The sequence below is a fragment of the Metapseudomonas otitidis genome, from assembly GCF_011397855.1.
GTDB lineage: Bacteria > Pseudomonadota > Gammaproteobacteria > Pseudomonadales > Pseudomonadaceae > Metapseudomonas > Metapseudomonas otitidis.
Window position 1 is genome coordinate 1,615,815 of sequence record NZ_AP022642.1, and the last position, 19,104, is coordinate 1,634,918.

The 19,104-nt window shown below is 68.9% G+C and carries 19 protein-coding genes and 1 pseudogene; 9 read left to right on the plus strand and 11 right to left on the minus strand.

Annotated features, from left to right (window positions below; genetic code table 11):
* Nucleotides 1-13: 13 nt before the first annotated feature.
* The 4 genes from PotMrB4_RS07575 to PotMrB4_RS07590 all read right to left on the minus strand — a co-directional run bounded on the left by PotMrB4_RS07575 (nt 14) and on the right by PotMrB4_RS07590 (nt 4,220).
* The gene (locus PotMrB4_RS07575; RefSeq protein WP_107328589.1) at nt 14-1,843 is read right to left on the minus strand and encodes an ABC transporter ATP-binding protein; all 1,830 of its coding nucleotides are present in this window, start codon (nt 1,841-1,843) and stop codon (nt 14-16) included.
* 82 nt (nt 1,844-1,925) lie between these two features.
* Complete coding sequence (locus PotMrB4_RS07580; RefSeq protein WP_044413490.1) at nt 1,926-2,480, minus strand: peptidylprolyl isomerase; 555 nt, start codon at nt 2,478-2,480, stop codon at nt 1,926-1,928.
* Nucleotides 2,474-3,283, minus strand: a complete 810-nt coding sequence (locus PotMrB4_RS07585) for an alpha/beta fold hydrolase (protein ID WP_074969103.1) — start codon at nt 3,281-3,283, stop codon at nt 2,474-2,476. Before PotMrB4_RS07585 ends, PotMrB4_RS07580 begins: the two co-directional genes overlap by 7 nt.
* A gap of 10 nt (nt 3,284-3,293) precedes the next feature.
* Nucleotides 3,294-4,220: a LysR family transcriptional regulator gene (locus PotMrB4_RS07590; RefSeq protein WP_044413495.1), complete on the minus strand. Its 927-nt coding sequence runs from the start codon at nt 4,218-4,220 to the stop codon at nt 3,294-3,296.
* 85 nt (nt 4,221-4,305) lie between these two features.
* Between PotMrB4_RS07590 and PotMrB4_RS07595 the strand changes: the two genes are divergently transcribed.
* From PotMrB4_RS07595 to rarD, 3 genes are all read left to right on the plus strand, one after another.
* Entirely contained in the window at nt 4,306-4,623 is a 318-nt protein-coding gene (locus PotMrB4_RS07595) for an S-Ena type endospore appendage (RefSeq protein ID WP_044413498.1), read from the plus strand.
* A 145-nt stretch (nt 4,624-4,768) separates the two neighbouring features.
* Nucleotides 4,769-5,368: an FMN-dependent NADH-azoreductase gene (locus PotMrB4_RS07600; protein WP_044413500.1), complete on the plus strand. Its 600-nt coding sequence runs from the start codon at nt 4,769-4,771 to the stop codon at nt 5,366-5,368.
* Nucleotides 5,369-5,746: 378 nt separating this feature from the next.
* The gene (gene rarD, locus PotMrB4_RS07605; RefSeq protein WP_074969099.1) at nt 5,747-6,646 is read left to right on the plus strand and encodes an EamA family transporter RarD; all 900 of its coding nucleotides are present in this window, start codon (nt 5,747-5,749) and stop codon (nt 6,644-6,646) included.
* A 10-nt stretch (nt 6,647-6,656) separates the two neighbouring features.
* On the opposite strand, the gene PotMrB4_RS07610 is transcribed toward rarD, so the two are convergent.
* Together PotMrB4_RS07610 and PotMrB4_RS07615 are read right to left on the minus strand one after the other, a co-directional pair.
* Complete coding sequence (locus PotMrB4_RS07610) at nt 6,657-7,064, minus strand: NUDIX hydrolase (protein WP_074969097.1); 408 nt, start codon at nt 7,062-7,064, stop codon at nt 6,657-6,659.
* The gene (locus PotMrB4_RS07615) at nt 7,061-7,606 is read right to left on the minus strand and encodes a dihydrofolate reductase family protein (protein ID WP_107328584.1); all 546 of its coding nucleotides are present in this window, start codon (nt 7,604-7,606) and stop codon (nt 7,061-7,063) included. Before PotMrB4_RS07615 ends, PotMrB4_RS07610 begins: the two co-directional genes overlap by 4 nt.
* 164 nt (nt 7,607-7,770) lie before the next feature.
* On the opposite strand from PotMrB4_RS07615, the gene PotMrB4_RS07620 reads away from it, so the two are divergent.
* From PotMrB4_RS07620 to PotMrB4_RS07635, 4 genes and pseudogenes are all read left to right on the plus strand, one after another.
* Nucleotides 7,771-9,102, plus strand: a complete 1,332-nt coding sequence (locus tag PotMrB4_RS07620; RefSeq protein ID WP_044413509.1) for a DEAD/DEAH box helicase — start codon at nt 7,771-7,773, stop codon at nt 9,100-9,102.
* Between the two features lie 14 nt (nt 9,103-9,116).
* A pseudogene (locus tag PotMrB4_RS07625) lies at nt 9,117-9,347 on the plus strand (DUF1294 domain-containing protein); the annotation flags it as partial.
* A 162-nt stretch (nt 9,348-9,509) separates the two neighbouring features.
* Nucleotides 9,510-10,568, plus strand: coding sequence for a haloacid dehalogenase-like hydrolase (locus PotMrB4_RS07630; protein WP_172432929.1), 1,059 nt, complete (start codon nt 9,510-9,512; stop codon nt 10,566-10,568).
* Between the two features lie 70 nt (nt 10,569-10,638).
* Nucleotides 10,639-11,364, plus strand: coding sequence for a substrate-binding periplasmic protein (locus tag PotMrB4_RS07635; protein WP_052807669.1), 726 nt, complete (start codon nt 10,639-10,641; stop codon nt 11,362-11,364).
* On the opposite strand, the gene PotMrB4_RS07640 is transcribed toward PotMrB4_RS07635, so the two are convergent.
* Together PotMrB4_RS07640 and PotMrB4_RS07645 are read right to left on the minus strand one after the other, a co-directional pair.
* The gene (locus PotMrB4_RS07640) at nt 11,358-11,654 is read right to left on the minus strand and encodes a hypothetical protein (RefSeq protein ID WP_172432930.1); all 297 of its coding nucleotides are present in this window, start codon (nt 11,652-11,654) and stop codon (nt 11,358-11,360) included. The two genes, PotMrB4_RS07635 and PotMrB4_RS07640, sit on opposite strands and share 7 nt — an antisense overlap.
* Before the next feature lie 35 nt (nt 11,655-11,689).
* Complete coding sequence (locus PotMrB4_RS07645) at nt 11,690-13,450, minus strand: S8/S53 family peptidase (protein WP_172432931.1); 1,761 nt, start codon at nt 13,448-13,450, stop codon at nt 11,690-11,692.
* 141 nt (nt 13,451-13,591) lie between these two features.
* Between PotMrB4_RS07645 and PotMrB4_RS07650 the strand changes: the two genes are divergently transcribed.
* Entirely contained in the window at nt 13,592-13,993 is a 402-nt protein-coding gene (locus PotMrB4_RS07650; RefSeq protein WP_044413521.1) for a hypothetical protein, read from the plus strand.
* Nucleotides 13,994-13,996: 3 nt separating this feature from the next.
* Here the strand turns inward: PotMrB4_RS07650 and PotMrB4_RS07655 are convergent, their stop codons facing one another.
* A complete protein-coding gene (locus tag PotMrB4_RS07655; RefSeq protein WP_044413524.1) occupies nt 13,997-14,305 on the minus strand; it encodes a hypothetical protein in 309 nt (102 codons plus the stop codon).
* A gap of 195 nt (nt 14,306-14,500) precedes the next feature.
* On the opposite strand from PotMrB4_RS07655, the gene PotMrB4_RS07660 reads away from it, so the two are divergent.
* On the plus strand, nt 14,501-15,799 hold the full coding sequence (locus PotMrB4_RS07660; RefSeq protein ID WP_172432932.1) for a phospholipase: 1,299 nt from the start codon (nt 14,501-14,503) through the stop codon (nt 15,797-15,799).
* A gap of 25 nt (nt 15,800-15,824) precedes the next feature.
* Here the strand turns inward: PotMrB4_RS07660 and PotMrB4_RS07665 are convergent, their stop codons facing one another.
* Both PotMrB4_RS07665 and PotMrB4_RS07670 read right to left on the minus strand, forming a co-directional pair.
* Nucleotides 15,825-16,523, minus strand: a complete 699-nt coding sequence (locus PotMrB4_RS07665) for an RNA pseudouridine synthase (protein WP_172432933.1) — start codon at nt 16,521-16,523, stop codon at nt 15,825-15,827.
* A gap of 45 nt (nt 16,524-16,568) precedes the next feature.
* Nucleotides 16,569-18,917, minus strand: coding sequence for an LTA synthase family protein (locus PotMrB4_RS07670; RefSeq protein ID WP_172432934.1), 2,349 nt, complete (start codon nt 18,915-18,917; stop codon nt 16,569-16,571).
* Nucleotides 18,918-19,104: the final 187 nt, after the last annotated feature.

Genomic DNA, 19,104 nt, shown 5'->3' on the forward strand with positions numbered 1-19,104 from the left:
GATCTCCGGCGGCTCAGTCGACGCCGACGAAGCCGCCGGTCTGGTGGCGCCACAGGCGGGCGTAGAGGCCGCCCTGGGCGAGCAGTTCGGCGTGGCTGCCGCTTTCCACCACGCGGCCCTGGTCGAGGACCACCAGGCGGTCCATGCGGGCGATGGTGGAGAGGCGGTGGGCGATGGCGATCACCGTCTTGCCGCGCATCAGGCTCTCCAGGCTTTCCTGGATGGCCGCTTCCACTTCCGAATCCAGTGCCGAGGTGGCCTCGTCGAGGATCAGCAGCGGTGCGTCCTTGAGCAGTACGCGGGCGATGGCGATGCGCTGGCGCTGGCCGCCGGAGAGCTTCACGCCGCGCTCGCCGACGTGGGCGTCCAGGCCGTGGCGGCCTTCGGCGTCGCTGAGCTGGGGGATGAAGCCGTCGGCGCGGGCCTTGCTCACTGCATCCCAGAGCGCCGCATCGTCCGCGTCCGGACGGCCGTAGAGCAGGTTCTCGCGGATGGAGCGGTGCAGCAGCGAGGTGTCCTGGGTGACCATGCCGATCTGCGCGCGCAGGCTGTCCTGGGTCACCTGGGCGATGTCCTGGCCATCGATGAGGATGCGCCCGCCTTCCAGGTCGTAGAGGCGCAGCAGCAGGTTCACCAGGGTCGACTTGCCGGCGCCGGAAGGGCCCACCAGGCCGATCTTCTCGCCGGGGCGCACGTGCAGGTCCAGGTGCTCGATCACCCCGCTGCCCTTGCCGTAGTGGAAGCGCACCGCCTCGAAACGCACCTCGCCACGCTGCACCTGCAGGGGCTGGGCGTCGGGGGCGTCCACCACCTGGCGCGGCACGGCGATGGTCTGGATGCCGTCCTGCACCTGGCCGATGTTGTCGAAGATGCCGTTGACCACCCACATGATCCAGCCGGACATGTTGATGATGCGGATCACCAGCCCGGTGGCCAGGGCGATGGCGCCGGCGCTGATCAGGCCCTGGTTCCACAGCCACAGGGCGAGGCCGCAGGTGCTGACCACCAGGGCGCCGCCGAGCAGGGTGACGACGGTGTCCATGATGGTGACCACCCGCGCGGCCAGTTGGCTGCGCCAGGTCTGTTCGTCCAGCGCTTCGCGGGCGTAGCCCTCTTCGTCACGGGTGTGGGCGAACAGCTTGAGGGTGGTGATGTTGGTGTAGCCGTCGACGATGCGTCCCATCAGCCGCGAGCGGGCATCGGAGGACTCCACCGAGCGCTGCTTGACCCGGGGCACGAACCAGGCGATGGCGATGACGTAGGCGATGATCCAGGCCACCAGCGGCAGCATCAGCCGCCAGTCGGCCTCGGCGAACAGCACCAGGGAGCTGACGGCGTAGATCAGCACGTGCCAGAGGGCGTCCACCGCCTGCACGGCGGAGTCCCGCAGGGAGTTGCCGGTCTGCATGATGCGCTGGGCGATGCGGCCGGCGAAGTCGTTCTGGAAGAAGCCGAGGCTCTGCTTGAGCACGTAGCGGTGGTTCTGCCAGCGGATCAGGTTGGTCAGGCTGGGGTTGATGCTCTGGTGCACCAGCAGGTCGTGCAGGGCGTTGAACAGCGGGCGCAGCAGCAGGGTCACCACCGCCATCCACAGCAGCTCGTGGCCGTGGGCGCTGAACAGTTCGCCGGCCGGGGTGGACTGCGCCAGGTCGACGATGCGTCCGAGGAAGCTGAACATCGCCACTTCGATCAGCGCCACGATCAGCCCCACCACCAGCAGGGCGGCGAACACCGGCCAGACCTGGCGCAGGTAGTGCAGGTAGAAGCGCAGCACGCTGCGTGGCGGGGTGTCGTCAGGGGCCGGTCGGAAGACGTCGATCAGGCGTTCGAAGCGGCGGAACATGGCGGGACCTCGACGAAGAACGGGGCCGGCTCCAGGGAGCCGGCCCCGTGTGCAGCGGCCCGCCGAGGCGGGCCGCAAGGGGTCAGGAGCGCTTGGCGGAGAGGATCACCACCGGCTGCACTGGCACGTCCTGGTGCATGCCACGGCGACCGGTGGGGACGTTGGCGATCTGGTCGACCACGTCCATGCCGCGCACCACCTTGCCGAACACCGCGTAGCCGAAGCCACGGGCACCGTGGTCCAGCGCGGCGTTGTCGCGGTGGTTGATGAAGAACTGGCTGGTGGCCGAGTCGGTGGCCTGGGTGCGGGCCATGGCGATGGTGCCGCGCACGTTGTGCAGGCCGTTGTCGGCTTCGTTCTTGATCGGCGGGTTGGTGGACTTGTCCTGCATGTCGGCGGTCATGCCGCCGCCCTGGATCATGAAGCCGGGGATGACCCGGTGGAACACGGTGCCGTTGTAGAAGCCCGCGTCCACGTAGGCGAGGAAGTTCTTCACGGTGATCGGCGCCTTGGCCTCGTCCAGCTCCAGCTCGATCTCCCCGGCGGAGGTGTTGAGGGTGACGTGGGGGTTGCCGGCGGCCAGCAGGTGGGAGGCGAACAGCAGGGTGCAGGCCGCGAGGGCGAGTTTCTTCAGCATGTGGGGCGTTCCTTGTTGTGCTCGACCTCGTGGAGGAAGCCGAGGAGGGTGGTGTTGAAGCGTTGCGGTTGATCCAGCGGGGTGGCATGGCGGGATTGCTCGATCACCACCAGGCGGGCATCGGGCAATTCGCGGACGTAGGCCTCCTTTTGCGCCACCGGGGTGTAGTCCCGGTCGGCCGTCACCACCAGCGTAGGACAGGTGATGCGGGCCAGGCGTTCCCGCACGCCCCAGCCGATGATGGCGTCGAGGGCGGCAAGGTAGGCGCGCTTGTCGTTGCGTGGCCAGCGTTCTTCCACCTTGGCGCGCAGCTCGGCCTGCTCCGGCAGCGGGAACAGCAGGCGGCCCAGGGCCTTGGCGATGGTGTCCAGCCCCAGCAGGCGCGAGAGGGTCCAGCGCTTGGCCACCTCCAGGTAGTCGCGCGGGCTGCGGGGTTTCACTTCCGGTGCGCTGTTGACGATGGTCAGGCTGCGCAGCAGTTCGGGGCGGTCGACGCCGAGCTGGAAGCCGATCATCCCGCCCATGCTGATGCCCACCAGGTGCACCGGGGCCAGGCCCAGGTGCTCGATCAGCGCGGCGGCGTCGGCGGCGAAGCCGGCGATGCTGTAGCGCTCGCGGGGCTTGTCCGACTGGCCGTGGCCGCGCACGTCCATCAGCACCACCTGGTGGCGGGCGCTGAGGGCGGGGAGCTGGTACTCCCAGTCCAGGGTGCTGGAGCCGAGGCCGTGCACCAGCAGCACCGGGGTGCCCTGGCCGTGGATTTCGTAGTGCAGGCGACAGCCGTGATGGTCGAACCAGGGCATGGCGGGCTCCTCAGGCGCTGGGCATCGGCGCGGCGAAAGGGGCGTTGAGGGGCGTCGAGTCGAAGGTCTTGATCAGCTCGACGAGGATCTGCGAGGCCGGTCCCAGGGCCTTCTCCTTGCTCGCGTAGAGGAAGAAGTTCGGGTGCCGGGTGGCGCCCTGGTCCAGCGGCAACGGCTTGAGCAGGCCGTCGGCCAGCTCCCGTTCGATGATGTGGCGCGGCAGCCAGGCGAAGCCCAGGCCGTTGCTGACGAAGTTGGCGGCGGTGGGCAGGCTGCCCACCGTCCAGCGCTGTTCGGCGCCCAGCCAGCCGACGTCGCGGGGCTGGGTGCGGCCGGAGTCGCGGATCACCACCTGCAGCTGGCTTTCCAGGTCCTGGAAGCTGAGGGTGCGGTTGAGCCGGTGCAGCGGGTGGTCGGGGTGGGCCACGGCGACGAACTCCACGTTGCACAGTTCGGTGCCCAGGTAGCCGGCCACGGTGAGGCTGGTGATGGCCAGGTCGGCGGTGCCCTCCAGCAGCACCTCCTCCACGCCGGACAGCACCTCCTCGCGCAGGCGCACCCGGCAGCCGCGGCTCTGCGGCATGAACGCGGCCAGTGCACGCAGCAGGCGGGCGGTGGGGTAGGCGGCGTCGACCACCAGGCGCACCTCGGCCTCCCAGCCCTGCTCCATGTGGTGGGCCAGCTCCTCCAGCTGGCTGGCGGCCTTGACCAGGTGGCGGGATCGGCGCAGCAGCACCTCGCCGGCTTCGGTGAGCACCGCCTTGCGCCCGTCGATGCGCAGCAGCGGCACGCCGAGCTGTTCCTGCATGCGCGCGATGGTGTAGCTCACCGAGGACTGGGAGCGGTGGGTGGCCTCCGCCGCCTGGGCGAAGCCGCCGTGGTCCACCACGGCCTGCAGGGTTCTCCATTGGTCCAGGGTGACCCGGGGCGCTTTCATGGCTGGCTCCTCACGTTGACCGGCGCCGATGACCTGGATCGGCGCTCTCCTGTAATCTGGCGGCCCACCGCAGCGGAGACCCCCGATGAAAACAACAATGCTCTGTACCCTGCTGGCCTGCCTGCCCGGCGTCGCCCTGGCCTACCCCATCGAGGTGGAGAAGCAGTACAACGGTGCCGAGATTTCCTACCAGACCAATGACATCGACCACAACATGGGCGCCATCACGGTCTACAACCTGGGCGGGACCCGTGCCGAATGCACCGCGCGCTTCGTCAACGGCCCGGAAACCCCTCGGGTGCGCCGCTCGGTGATCGCACCGGGGGAGAGCGTCTCGCTGACCGCCAAGTTCAACCGCAGCATCATCCGCCTGCGCGTCGGGCTGACCTGCAAGCCGGTTTGATTGCGTCGCCTCCTGGTCGATCAGGAGGCCTTTATAAATTAAAAACATCGATATTTAGTAGCGGATTTTTTCGCTTTTTTATCGAATTGTGTCCTCCTAAGCTGCGCTCCATCGAATCGCAACCGTTCTTGATGGAGCAGCCAGCATGTCCCGTGTCCTCATCGTCGAAAGCAGCGCCCGCCAACAGGGTTCCATCTCCCGCCAACTGACCGCCGAGTTCATCGCCCAATGGAAGGCCGCCCACCCGGCCGACGAGGTGGTGGTGCGCGACCTGGCCCAGGAAAGCGTGCCGCACCTGGACAGCGACCTGCTGGGTGGCTGGATGAAGCCGGCTGACCAGCAGAACGACGCCGAGCGCGCGGCCCTGGCCCGCTCCAACCGACTCACCGAGGAACTGCTGGCCGCCGACGTGCTGGTGCTGGCGGCGCCGATGTACAACTTCGGCATCCCCAGCACCCTCAAGGCCTGGCTGGACCATGTGCTGCGCGCCGGGGTGACCTTCAAGTACACCGAGACCGGCCCCCAGGGCCTGCTCAGCGGCAAGCGCGCCTTCGTCCTCACCGCCCGTGGCGGCGTGTACGCCGGTGGTCCGCTGGACCACCAGGAGCCCTACCTGCGCCAGGCGCTGGCGTTCATCGGCATCCATGACGTCACCTTCATCCATGCCGAGGGCCTGAACATGGGCGCCGAGTTCCAGGAGAAGGGCATCGCCCAGGCCCGTGCGCAACTGGTCAAGGTTGCCTGACCGGCTTCACCCGATTGCTCCGTGCGTGATCCCGACGCACACACTCCGCCCGGCCCATGGCCGGGCTTTTTTATGGGCGCTCGCTTCCCGTTGGAGCGCGCTCTGCTCGCGAAGCCGGTGAGGTGAGAGTCGGTGGGCGTAGGGTGGGCTTCAGCCCACCGCCCTGCTTCGGCCGACTCGGCGCCCGGTTGGTTTCCCAAGCGGGAGCCTGGTAGGCAGGTGCCGCTTTCAGGCCCGTGGATGCCGGGTTGGTCCCAGCGGGTCCGCACGTGCGTGGATAAGCTTCCTCTGTTGGTGATGAGCGGGTATTTTCGCCGGCTGCAATCAGAGGCCTGCCATGTCTTCTTCGTTCTTCTACCCAGCCGTCACGGTGTGCCGGTGAGGCTGTCCGGGCGCGGAGTCGCCCTGTCCCTGGTGGCGTCGGTGCTGTTTGCGCTGATGCCGGGCTACGTGCGCGAGCTGGCGCCGCTGGATGGCGTGCAGGTGTTCGCCCAGCGCGTGCTCTGGTCGATTCCGGCGGTGTTGCTGCTGGTGGCGCTGAGTCGCCAGTGGGCCACCCTTGGCGGGGTGCTCGTGCGGTTGCGGCGCGAGCCGCTGTTGCTGGCGGCGCTGCCGCTGGCGGCGTTGCTGATCGGCCTGCAGTGGGGGCTGTTCCTCTGGGCGCCGTTGCAGGGGCGGATGCTGGAGGTGTCGCTGGGCTACTTCCTGCTGCCGCTGGCGATGGTGGTGTGCGGCCGGCTGTTCTACAACGAGCGCCTGCGTCCGCTGCAACTGCTGGCGGTGATCTGCGCGCTGGCCGGGGTGCTCCACGAGTTGTGGATGACCCGCGCCTTCTCCTGGCTGACGCTGGTCACGGCGTTGGGCTACCCGCCGTATTTCATGCTGCGCCGCTGGATGCGCCTGGATGCGCTGTCCGGTTTCATCCTAGAAATGCTGGTGCTGGCCCCCCTGGCGGCGTGGCTGATCATCGCCCACGGCCCCGAGGGCGCGTTCGCCCAGTCACCGGCGCTGTGGTGGCTGATTCCCGGGCTGGGCGTGTTGGGCACCCTGGCCTTTGCGGCGATGATGGCTTCCAGCCGGCTTCTGCCGCTGGGGCTGTTCGGCATCCTCAGCTACGTGGAGCCGGTGCTGCTGTTCGCGGTGGCGGTGGTGTTCCTCGGCGAGGCGTTCGACCCGGCGCAGCTGTGGACCTACCTGCCCATCTGGCTGGCGGTGCTGCTGATCGGCTGGGACAGCGCCCAGCTGCTGCGGCGCCAGGCGCGCCAGCTGGGCGTGTGAGGCGCAGCCTTCAGGCGAAGGCGGGGTGAGCGGCCAGGGCCGGCAGGACCTGTTCCCGCAGCAGTGGGGCCAGGGTGTCCGGCAGGGGTTGGCCGGGGGCCAGCCAGGCCAGTTCCTCCAGCTCGGCGGCGGGCGCCACCGGCTGCTCCAGGCGTGCGACGAAGACCTGGGCCTCGACCCAGGTGTCAGGCTCGTTGGCCGCTGCCGCGCGGAATGACCCCAGCGGGCTCAGGGCCTCGGCCGGCAGGCTCAGTTCCAGCTCTTCCTGCAGTTCACGGCGCAGCGCCTCGTGCGCGCTCTCGCCGGGCTCGCGCTTGCCGCCGGGAAGCATGAAGGCCCGGGTGTTGCGCTTGCGCACCAGCAGCAGGCGGTTGTCGGCGTCGATCAGGCAGGCGGCGGCGATGTCGAGGGTGGTCATGGGGCAGGGGCTTCCGGTAGCAGTCGGTAATGCAGCTGCACCACGCCGGTGGCGAAGCTGCGTTGTTCGTGCAGTTGCAGGCGCCGTTCGAGGCCGGTGGCGAACATCGGGATGCCCGCACCGAGCAGGTGGGGAATCACGCTGACGATCAGCTCGTCCAGCAGGCCGGCGGCGTAGCAGGTGCCCGCGAGGGACCCGCCGCCCACCAGCCAGACCCGCTTGCAGCCGGCCTCGGCCAGCTCCGCCAGGGCCTCCTGGGGCGTGCTGTGGCGGATCTTCACCTGGGGGCCGGCGGGTTGCAGGTCGGCGCGGGTGAGCACGGTACAGGGCTTGCCGGGGTAGGGCCAGTCGCCGCCCATCGCCAGCACGGTCTCGTAGGTCCCCCGGCCCATCAGTAGGCCGTCGATGCTTTCGTAGAAGGCGTGGTAGCCGTGGTCGTCGCCGGAGCGCTCGATGGGTTCGAGCCAGTCCACCCGGCCGTCGGGGCGGGCGATGTAGCCGTCGAGGCTGGTGGCGACGTAATAGATCAGCGAAGCAGTCATGGGGGCTTTCCGCAGAGGGGATCGGGGGCGTCAGGGTTTGGAGTGGGCCGGTCGGGCGCGAGTTCAGTCGTGCGCAGGGGCCGGCGAAGGGATCGCGGGCGTTCGGGCGCGACACAAGGTAACCTACGCAGCTGTTTTCCAGGCTTCCGATCGAGGTGGTACCCGTGTTCTCCCAATTCGCCCTGCACGAACGTCTGCTCAAGGCTGTCGCCGAACTGAAATTCGTCGAACCGACGCCCGTGCAGCAGGCGGCGATTCCCCCGGCGCTGGAAGGGCGCGACCTGCGCGTCACCGCGCGCACCGGCAGCGGCAAGACGGCGGCCTTCGTGCTGCCCCTGCTGAACCGCCTGATCGGTGAAGCCAAGCCCCGCGAGCGCATCCGTTCGCTGATCCTGCTGCCGACCCGGGAGCTGGCCCAGCAGACCCTGAAGGAAGTGGAGCGCTTCTCGCAGTTCACCTTCATCAAGTCCGGCCTGGTGACCGGCGGCGAGGACTTCAAGGTCCAGGCCGCCATGCTGCGCAAGCTGCCGGACGTGCTGGTGAGCACCCCCGGCCGCCTGATCGAGCACCTCAACTCCGGCACCGTGAGCCTCAAGGAGGTGGAGGTGCTGGTGCTGGACGAGGCCGACCGCATGCTGGACATGGGCTTCGCCGAGGACATGCAGCGCATCACCGCCGAATGCGCCAACCGCCAGCAGACCCTGCTGTTCTCCGCCACCACCGGCGGCGCGGCCCTGCGCGAGGTGTCCGCCCAGGTCCTGAAGGACCCGCTGCACCTGCGCCTGAACGGCATCGAGCAGCTCAACGAGTCGACCCGGCAGCAAGTCATCACCGCCGACGACGTGGACCACAAGGAAGCCCTGGCGCGCTGGCTGCTGGCCAACGAGACCTACCAGAAGGCCATCGTCTTCACCAACACCCGTGCCCAGGCCGACCGTTTCTACGGCCACCTGGTGGCGGCCGGCTACAAGGCCTTCGTGCTGCACGGCGACAAGGACCAGAAGGACCGCAAGCTGGCCATCGACCGCGTGCGCGAGGGCGGCACCAAGGTGCTGGTGGCCACCGACGTGGCGGCCCGTGGCCTGGACATCGAAGGCATGGACCTGGTGATCAACTTCGACATGCCGCGCTCCGGCGACGAGTACGTGCACCGCGTCGGCCGCACCGGCCGTGCCGGGGGCGAGGGCCTGGCCGTCTCGCTGATCTGCCACAACGACTGGAACCTGATGTCCAGCGTCGAGCGCTACCTCAAGCAGAGCTTCGAGCGCCGTGTGATCAAGGAGCTGAAAGGCACCTACAACGGGCCGAAGAAGGTCAAGGCCTCGGGCAAGGCGGTCGGTAGCAAGAAGAAAAAGACCGACAAGAAGAGCACCGGCAAGGCATCCGCCAAGCCCGCCGCCAAGCGCAAGCCGTCCAGCCCGCGCCGCGAGCAGCCGCAGGTGGTGAGCAGCGACGGCCTGGCACCGCTCAAGCGTCGCAAGCCGGCGGCTGAGTGACCCTCCCTTCGGGCTGGCAGCTGCTGGCCCTCGTCTACCTGGTCATGAGCCTGGTCTGCTTCGTCGCCTACTGGTACGACAAGCGCCAGGCCGTGGCCGGCATGCGGCGCATCCCCGAGGCGCGCCTGCACCTCTTCGAGCTTCTCGGCGGCTGGCCCGGCGGCCTGCTGGCCCAGCGGCTGATCCGCCACAAGAACCGCAAGCTGCCCTACCAGTTGCGCTTCTGGTTCATCGTCCTGCTGCACCTCGGGGCCTTCGGCGCCTGGGTCGCGTGGCGCTGGCACTGAAGTGGACGCAAGCGCGATGGTGCGTGTCGGTTACGGTCATGGCGGTGTCATGGTCCTCTGCTAGGGTCCAGGGGCCCGGGGCGCCTGATGCGCCTCGCCCACCCCGAGGGAACCTACGCGATGACATTGACCCGGACGCTTCTCGCCGCCGCCCTGTGCCTTGGCCTGGCCGGCCCCGCCGCAGCCGCCACCGAACTCGCCCACTGGCCGGCGCCCGCCGCCAAGCAGCTGGACGCGCTGATCGCCGCCAACGCCAACAAGGGCGCCTACGCGGTGTTCGACATGGACAACACCAGCTACCGCTACGACCTGGAGGAGTCCCTGCTGCCCTTCCTGGAAATGAAGGGCGTGCTGACCCGCGAGAAGCTCGACCCGTCGCTCAAGCTCATCCCGTTCAAGGACGTCAACGGCCACAAGGAAAGCCTCAACAGCTACTACTACCGCCTCTGCGAAGTGGACGATCTGGTCTGCTACCCCTGGGTGGCCCAGGTGTTCTCCGGCTTCACCCTGCGCGAGCTGAAGGGCTACGTGGACGAGCTGATGGCCTACGGCAAGCCGATCCCCAGCACCTACTACGAGGGGGATGAGGTCAAGACCATCGAGATCAACCCGCCCAAGCCCTTCACCGGGCAGAAGGAGCTGATGAACAAGCTCCGGGAGAACGGCATCGAGGTGTACATCATGACCGCCGCCCTGGAAGAGCTGGTGCGCATGGTCGCCGCCGATCCCAAGTACGGCTACAACGTGAAGCCCGAGAACGTCATCGGCGTCACCACCCTGCTCAAGGACCGCAAGACCGGCGTCCTGACCACCGCGCGCAAGCAGATCAAGGACGGCCACTACGACGAGAAGGCCAACCTCGACTTGGAGGTCACCCCCTACCTGTGGACCCCGGCCACCTGGATGGCGGGCAAGCAGGCGGCCATCCTCACCTACATCGACCAGTGGAAGAAGCCGATCCTGGTGGGCGGTGATACCCCCGAGAGCGATGGCTACATGCTGTTCCACGGCACCGACGTGGAGAAGGGCGGGCTGCGGGTGTGGGTGAACCGCAAGGCCAAGTACATGGACCAGATCACCGCCATGCAGAAGAAGAACGCCGAGTCCCAGGCCAAGCTGGGCCTGCCGGTCACCGCCGACCGCAACTGGGTGGTGGTGACGCCGGAGGAGATCCAGTAACCGGCCGTCTTGCCCCCTGCGCAGCCACAGCGCCAGCGACTATTCTGCGAGGCAGTGACCAGGGGGTGGCATGGGAAAGTGGTTCATCGGCATCGTGCTGGCAGGGGTGACCCTGCTGGCACAGGGGGAAACCCTGCGGTTCGGTTTCGGCACCGAGAAGCCACCTTATGTATTCGAAGCGGAGCAACGCGGCCTGGAGGTGGAGATCATCGCCGCCGCCGCCCGTGAAGCCGGCTTCGAGCTGGAGTACCACTACCTGCCCATGGAGCGCCTGCACCTGATGCTGGCGCGCGGCGAGCTGGACGGCATCGCCCCCACCAGCGAGCTGAGCCAGGTGCAGGCGTTCTATTCCGATGTCTACCTGCAGTACCACAACTACGCCATCGCGCTGGCAGCCTCGAACCTGACCCTGTCCTCCATCGAGGACCTCGGGCAGTACTCGGTGAGCGCCTTCCAGCGTGCGCGCTTCCTGCTCGGGCCGCGCTTCCAGGCCATGGCCGAGAACAACCCGCGCTACCGAGAGGAGGCCCACCAGATCGCCCGCAACCGGTTGCTGTATGCGCGGCGCATCGATGTGGTCATCGGTGACCGGCGCATCATCAACTACCTCAACCAGGAGGTGAGGGACCAGGTGGACGTGGCCCAGCCGCTGGCCTGGTTCGATCTCTTCGAGCCCACCGACTACAAGGTGGGCTTCCTCCACGCCTACCAGCGCGACCGCTTCAACATCGGCCTGCGGCGCATCCGCGAGAGCGGCGAGTACGGCGTGATCGAGCGCAAGTACGGGCGCTACTGATCCGGCGTCTTGCGTTCGGCCTCGCTGCCGGCGCGTTCCACTTCGCGGGCCCGTCGCTCGGCGGCGGCGCATTCATCGGTGCCCGGCCGGGCGGACGTCTCGGGCTTGTCCTGGCGCAGTTCTTTGTTCACCTGGGCTGCCTGCTTCGGGTCGCTGTCGGTGGCCTGGTGCACCTCGCGGGCCAGTTGCCCGCGCTGGTCGACGGCGTCGTCCACGCCGCAGGTGGCCAGGGCCGGCAGCGGTGCGGCGAGCGCCAGTGCCAGGGCGAGGAGCGGGGTACGAGGGTTCATGGTGACCTCCTGTTTCGGCATCTGAGGGGCGTGCGTCAGCGCACGCGGTCGCGGCTCCGGACCGCCAGGTCCAGGGCCTTCTGCATGTCCAGCCGTGCCGAGCGGCCGACATCCGGGTCATCGAGCCGGTAGCGACGTTCCGAGGGCAGGATGGGGGCCGTCAGGTCCTCGGCATCCATGGGCTCGAAGTCATAGTCGCCGCCGATGGTCATGGCGCTGCGGCGCAGCAGCATGCGCAGCTGGTCCGGCTGCAGGCGCGGGTTGATCGAGAGCATGGCGGCCACCACCCCGGTGACCATGGGCGTGGCGTAGGAGGTGCCGCAGTGCACGTCGCCGCGCTGGCCGTCCTGCAGGGTGGAGGCGTGGGTGCAGGCGGCGGCGGTGATGTCCACCCGCATGTCGATGTTCGAGGTGCTGCGCTTGACCGCATAGGCCGGGTCGTCCACCGCCAGGCCTTCGCGTTCGCTGCGCTGGTGGCCGCCCACCACCAGCAACTGGTCGGTGACGAAGGAGGAGGGCAGGCGGTACTCGTCGGTGCCGGAGAAGGAGGCGCCGTTGCCCGCCGAGTTGATCACCACCACATCCGGGTGGGCCTTGCGCAGCCAGAGGAAGAACTCTTCCAGCAGTTCCTCGTAGCCGCTCATGGCGATGCCGGAGCGCACCAGCGAGTCCACCTCGTCGCCTTCCACGTTGCGTGCGCCGACCCGGTGGATGCCCCAGCTCCAGTTGAGGACCCGCACGCCGTCCTCCACCAGGTTCACCGAGGCGGCGATGTTGGCGGTGATGCCAGCATCGGCATTGCGCTCGACGATCACCTCGAAGCCCTGGCTGGCGCCGTCCAGTGCCCGCAGGAAGCCGCTGTTGCCACCGCGCCCGGCATGCGCCGCGAGGATGCCGGCCACGGTGGCGCCGTGGTTGTCCGGGCGCCGTGCGTCGCGAGCGTAGAGGCAGGTGCGCGGCCCTTCGCAGGAACCGAGGTAGTCGGCGAAGTCGGGGGCGTCGAAGTCCACCTCGCGCTCGATCACCCCGATGCGCACCGGGGTGGCCGGCACCGGGGCCTGGTGTGCGGGAATGCGCCGGGTGTAGTAGTTCACCGCGTCCATGAAGCGGTTGGCGGCCCATTCGTCCGAGTCGGGCGCCGGTTTGCTGCGCGCCGGCCCGGCTTCGGCCTCTTCGCCCTTCTCGGGGGCGGATTCCTCCACCACCACGGCGTCGACGCTGGTCTCGCTGCCCAGGCGCAGCACCAGGGCGTCGCGCTCGGTCAGGTCGCGGGCCGGCAGGCGCAGCTGGTAGACGTTCAGCGGCGGGATCGCGCCGACGACCTGGGCACCGTACTTGCCGGCCAGGCGCTGGGCCTCCTGGGCGCCGTCGCGGTCTTCTTCGATCAGCAGGCTCACCAGGTCGACGTAGGTGGTCAGCCCGTCCATGTTCTTCGCCACCTCATCCGGCCCGGCGGCCAGCACGTGGCTGCGGTTGAGCGACAGCCACACCGGGTTGCTGCGCCGGCCATCGACCTCCAGCCAGACCGGCCCGCTGCGGTGTTCGCGGGCGTCCACCTGCAGGCGCAGTCGGCCCTCGGCGGGCTCCCGCTCCACGGCCAGGGTGCGCCCCCCCAGGTGCAGCACGGGGTCGGCCTTGCCCAGCCCGCGCACGCCGAGGCACCAGGTCTGCCGGGTCGGCTCCAGCAGGTCCCCGCAGCGGGCCAGCCGCTCGATGCGCAAGGGCTCCGGGCCGGCTTCGGCCAGGCCGGACAGGGCCAGCAGCACGGGAGCGAGGCAGGCGGGGTGAAGGGGCATCGGCGGTTCTCCTGGATCGGGCCTTGTGCAGTTCCGACTGCCCCCGGGCGGCTTTCGTTCAGGTGACCGTCCGCCTCGTCGGTCGAACCGCCTGGGCGTCGTCCGGTCGCAAGGAAGAGGACCACCACAGGAGTCATCGCCATGAACGAGCACTACGACTGGGAACTGATCGAGCGTCTGCTGCACGAGGCGCAGAACGGCGCGAACCGACCTTTCGCACCGCGCGAGTACGCCGCGCAACTGGCCGAGGAGCGCCTGGCCAGCGGTCGCGACCCTGGCGGCAATCTGGATGCGCTGAAGATGCGCGCCGCGGACTACGAGGCCTTGCTGCTGGAGGGCGGCTACCTGGAACACCGCCCGGAAGCGGAGGGCGGCAACGGCGAGAACTTCGTGCTGGGCGCGCGTGGCGTGCGCCTGCTGGAAATCCTCGGCAGCAGCCTGCCGGCGCACCTGCAGGTGCGTGAGCAGTTGACCGAGCGCGGCAGTGCGGCGCTGGTGCCGGAGGTGTTCGACACCCTGGCCGACCAGGCGGCCAGGGCCTGAGCCTCAGTAGTTCGGCGGGGTTTCCGGCAGCACCTCGGGATCGGGGATGTAGGGCATGGCCCAGGGGTCGAGGTTGCGCCCCTGGTGGGTCAGGTCCAGCCGAACCTGTTCCAGCACGCCGGCCAGGCGCACCGGGTCGGCGTACTGGGTGCTGCGGACGTGGCTGATCTCCAGCACCTTGCCGCCGTGGAGGTCGGTCACGGTGAAGCTGAAGCTGTCGTCCTCGTCATGGGCCCGGGCCTGGCAGCCATAGGGCAGGAAGGCCTGGGTGGCCAGGCGCATGGCGGTGTCGCGGGTGATCGGCGTGGTCATGGCGGGCTCCTCGTGGATGGGGTCGCAGAGGGTGGACCACCGGCCCTGTGGCAGGGGTTCCCATGGCCCGACGAGGGGCAGCGACCGATTTGGTGAGTCGCCTGTCCTGCCTGGACAGTGCCCCGGCGTTCCTTCGATTGTTACCCTTGCGTGACGAGCGCCCCGGCAAGAGGGCGCCCCAGACACGGAGATGCAATGAAACGCCTGCTGCTCGCCCTCTGCGGCCTGATCGCCTGTTCGCCGGCCACCCTGCTGGCCTGGTCCAACCATTCCCTCGGCACCTGGCTGGCCCTGGCCGACCTGCCCGAGCTGCGCCAGGCCGAGCCGGTGCAGGTGGAGCGCCTGGAGGACTTCCTCGCGGCCGAGGCGGTGGCCCTGCAGCAGGTGCTGGACGAGCAGGAGGCGCGTGCCCGCGAGGAGCTGCCGGACTACCCGGCCCGGCCGGACAGCCTGCGCTGGATCGCCGATGGCAGCGGCGACCGGCGTCGTGCCTTCCTCATGGCGCTGCGGGTCAGCCCGGAGATCCGCCTGGCGTATTTCGTCCAGGCGCTGCCGGGGCTGGAGCTGCCGGCGGCCAAGGTGCTGCCGGCCCAGGACGTACTGGTGTTCCGCAAGCTGAGCCTGTGGAACGAATGGCGCTTCCTGGCCGTGGAGCCGGGGGAGCGGGTGAGCCCCCGTGCGGTGCTCGCCAGCGCGGCGGACGAGCCGGACTACGGGCACGACATCAACCTCTTCTCGGACAACCCCGGCGAGGTCGGCGCGCTCTACGGCTTCGGCCCCCAGCCCTTCGGTGATGCGCGTTTCGAATACTCGTCCCAGGCGCCGTTCCACATCGGCTACTACCACGAGTCGGCGGTCATCTATCAGGCCGCGCCGTTCCTCGCCCGCACCTACCCGGAGCTGCGCGTGCGCCAGTACATGGCGCTGGCGCGGCTGGCGTTCGAGAGTGGCCACCCGTACTGGGGCTACCGCTTCCTCGGCTGGGCACTGCACTACGTGCAGGACCTGACCCAGCCCTACCACGCCAAGGCCCTGCCCGGTGAAAACACCGCCACGCTGATGTGGACGGCCATCCAGGCGGCGCTGGGCGATACCTCGGGCAAGGAGGCGGCCATCGAGCGGGTGGCGACCCGCCATACGGAAGTGGAGAAGTACCAGGCCGACTGGTTGCGCCGGCTGCTGCGCGAGGGGCGCAATGACGACCCGCTGCTCAGGGCCTATGCGGACACGTCGGACGACGACCGCTACCCGCCGTTCGGCCCCGGCTACCTGCAGGACGTGGTGGCGCAGGAGTCCTATGAGGCGGCGGACGAGTTCGACGAGCGCATCGGCCTGTGGCTGGCCGGTGCCCAGCCGGGGCAGGGCTTCAGTGCGGGCAACCAGCTCAAGCCGGCGGAGACCGATCCGGCGCTGAACGAGGTGCTGGTGAAGCTGATTCGGCATTTCGCCGGGCACACCCGCAACCTGGTGAAGACCACCCTGGACAATCCATAGGAAGGCGGGCCATTGGCCCGCCGCTTCAGAACTTCTCGCCGGGCAGCAGGTAACGCCACTGCCCCGGCTGCAGCCGTGCTGCCGAGACGCCGCCCAGGCGCAGGCGCCGAAGGCCCAGCAGCTCCAGGCCGAGGTGCTCGCAGATCTGCCGCAGCTGGCCGGGGCGCGGGCTCTTCAGGGCGATGCGCAGGCGGTTCTCGCTCTGCCAGCTGACCTTGGCCCGGGGCAGCGGGCGGCCCTTGTGCTCGACCCCGCGTGCCACCCGCGCCAGGTGTTCGGCATCGGCTTCGCCGCGCACGTCGACGGTGTATTCCTCTTCCAGCGGGCGCTCGAAGCGCAGGGTGACGCCGTGGGCCTGGGTGAAGATCACCAGGCCGCTGGCCCGGGGTTCCAGCGGGGCCATCTGCGTCAGTCGCGAGAAGTGCTTGCGCAGGGTGCGCTCGCCGGCCTGCTCCGCCGCCAGGTTGGCCGGCACCAGCAGGGCGCGGGCGCCGTCCTTATCCACGCCGGCGGGTTTGTGCAGCAGCAGGGTGACCGGCGGCACCGGCGTCGGCTTGGCGTCGGGGTGAAGGTTGATGACTTCGTCGGTCACCCGCGCGTGGGGTTCTTCCACCACCTGGCCGGCGACGCTGACCCAGCCGTTCTCGATGTACAGCTCGGCGTCGCGGCGCGAGCAGGGCAGCAGCTCGGCGAGGCGCTTGGAGAGGCGGATGGGGTCGGTCATGGTGCGGGCTCCTGTGGCGGGGCCCGCATTGTCCCCGGTGCGCGGTCAGCGCACCAGGGTTTCCGGCTCGGCGTCGACCGGTAACAGCTCGGGCAGGGCCTCGGACTCGGCTTCCCCGGTGCTCTCCAGGTCGTTGTCGACCGTCTCCGGATGGCGGGCGAACAGGTTGAGCACCCGGGCGATGCCCTTGCGCTCGGGGGCTGCATCCGCCACCTGGCTGGCCGCCTCCGGCGCGGCAGGGAGATTAGGCAGCGGCTGGGTGACCACCTTGAAGTTGCTGATCTCGATGGTGCCGCGCCCTTCGGCCAGCAGGTGGAAGGAGAACGCCTTGCGTGCCTCGGGGTTGTCGAAGGCGAAGTGCAGGGTCACCGGCTTGCCGCGCTTGAGCAGCGGGAACTCGGGAAGGGCCAGGGCCACGTCGCGCTCGAACTCCTTGGTCTTGAGCTGCAGGCGGGCGCCCTTGGCGTCCATGGCGTGGACCTTGATGGTCAGCTCCACCTCGGTGCGGGTGTTCTTCGGCAGCTCCAGGTACTGGGCGCCGATCAGGTTGTCGGCCCAGTCGTCCTTCACCTGCTGCTTCAGGCGGATGCGCTCGCGAGTGGCGAACTGGTATTCCTGGCCCACCTGGCCGCCGACCAGGGACTGGTCCAGCAGGGTGCCACGGGTGGCCACCTGACGGGCTTCGCGGCCGCTGAAACGGCCTTCGAAGCGGGCCTGGTCGGCGATGAAGCCTTCACTGCGGTAGCGCCGGCAGACCTGCTGGAAGTCGCATTCGACGAAGTGCTCCTTGCCGTCGTGGTAGCGCAGCATGCCGTTGGTGTAGGAGATCATCTCGCGGCCCTGCTCGTAGTCGCGGAACAGCGAGCGGCCGGCCAGGCTCAGCGGGACGCGGTAGCCGAAGTAATCGAGCACCGAGGCGGTCAGGTCGACGTGGCCGTAGACGCCCCCCTTGATCGGCGGCAGGGCGGCCTGCTCGGGGGCCAGCACCAGGTTGAAGCCCCAGGCGGAGGCCAGGCGCACCTGGTCGATGCCGTGGGATTCGTCGGAGGTGATGATGACCAGGGTGTCCTTCAGTACGCCCTGTTTCTCCAGGCCGCTGAGGAAGGCGTCCACGGCATCGTCCAGGTAGGCGATGGCGGCGCGCTTGGCGTCCGGGTAGCGAGCCAGGTAGTCCTCCGGCGCCGAGTAGGGCTGGTGGGTGCCGACGGTGAGCAGGGTGAGCATCCACGGCTTCTTCTGCTTGCGCAGTTGCTGCACGTAGGTCTGCGCGCCCTCGAAGAAGGCCTTGTCGTCCATGCCCCAGGGGAATTCGAGGTAGGGGGTGTTGCGGAACCAGTCGCGGCCCTGGGTCTTGTCGAAGCCCATGCGCGGCATGATCTTGTCCTTGGCCATGAAGCGCAGCCCGGCACCCTGCAGGAAGTGGGTGCTGAAGCCGTGCTGGTGCAGCTGGGCCGGCAGGCAGTCCTGGGCGCGGGTGGGGTTGTTCAGCAGTTCCAGGCCCTTGGGGGTGCCGGAGTCGAGCTTGCTGTAGTCACCGCAGAGCATGGCGTAGAGGCCGCGGATGGTCTGGTGGCTGTGGAGCACGTAGTCCGGCGTGGTCATGGCGCGTTCGGCCCACTGGCTCAGGCGCGGCATGGGCGATTCGACGTAGTGGCTGTTGATGGCGGCGCGGTTGGCGGCGATGTAGGCACCCGGGATGCCTTCCAGGGTGATCACCAGCACGTTGCGCGCCTGGCCGGGGCCGGCCAGCAGCGGGGTGCCGTCGAGGTCCAGGCGGGCCAGGCCGGCGATGTCCGGCGGGCTTTCCGGCTGGTCCCCGGCGAGCCAGTCTTCCGCGGCCATCTGGCCGCTGCTGAGGGCACCGGCGAGCAGCTTGTGGGGCAGGTTGAACTGGCGCCACTGGTCCGCTTCGCTGGGGCGCAGGTACTGCAGGGTGGCGTGGCCGGCCAGCAAGGTGAGCGGCACGGCCAGCCAGGCACGGGCCGGGCGTTTGGCCGGGCGATGCCAGGCCAGCAGGGCGGCGAGGATGCCGACGGCCAGTGCGCCGGCCAGCCAGGGGTAGGTCAGCCCGCCGCCCTGGGTGGAGTGGCCGACGAACTGCGGGTCCAGCAGGTACTTGAGGTCGCTCGGCTCGGGCATGCGCCCGACTGCGCCCACCAGCTCGGCCGTCCCCAGCATGATCAGCGCCCAGAATAGCATCACCGGCAGCGCCACCCAGCGCGGGCGACCATACAGCAGGGCCACCAGGAGGCTGCCGAAGGCCAGGTCGGAACCGTAGCCGAAGCCTTCGCTCCAGCCGAGCAGTGCACGGCTGACCAACGGGATGCCAATGAACAGGACGATGAGCAGGAACAGGTGGAGGGGAGCAGACAGCCAACGGCCGATGGTGCGCACAGGAACTCCTGAGATAGGGCAGCGAGAATCCGAAAAGCGGGCGTGTGTTTCAACGCGGACACGATTCTGAAACATCATTGTGCTAGCGGCCAGTAGACAACGCCGGCAATGCGGAATTCTCCGCATCAAGGTGTTTCAGCGAAGCGGCGACAGGTGGCGTTGCGAGGCCGTCGAGCGGTGTGCGTGG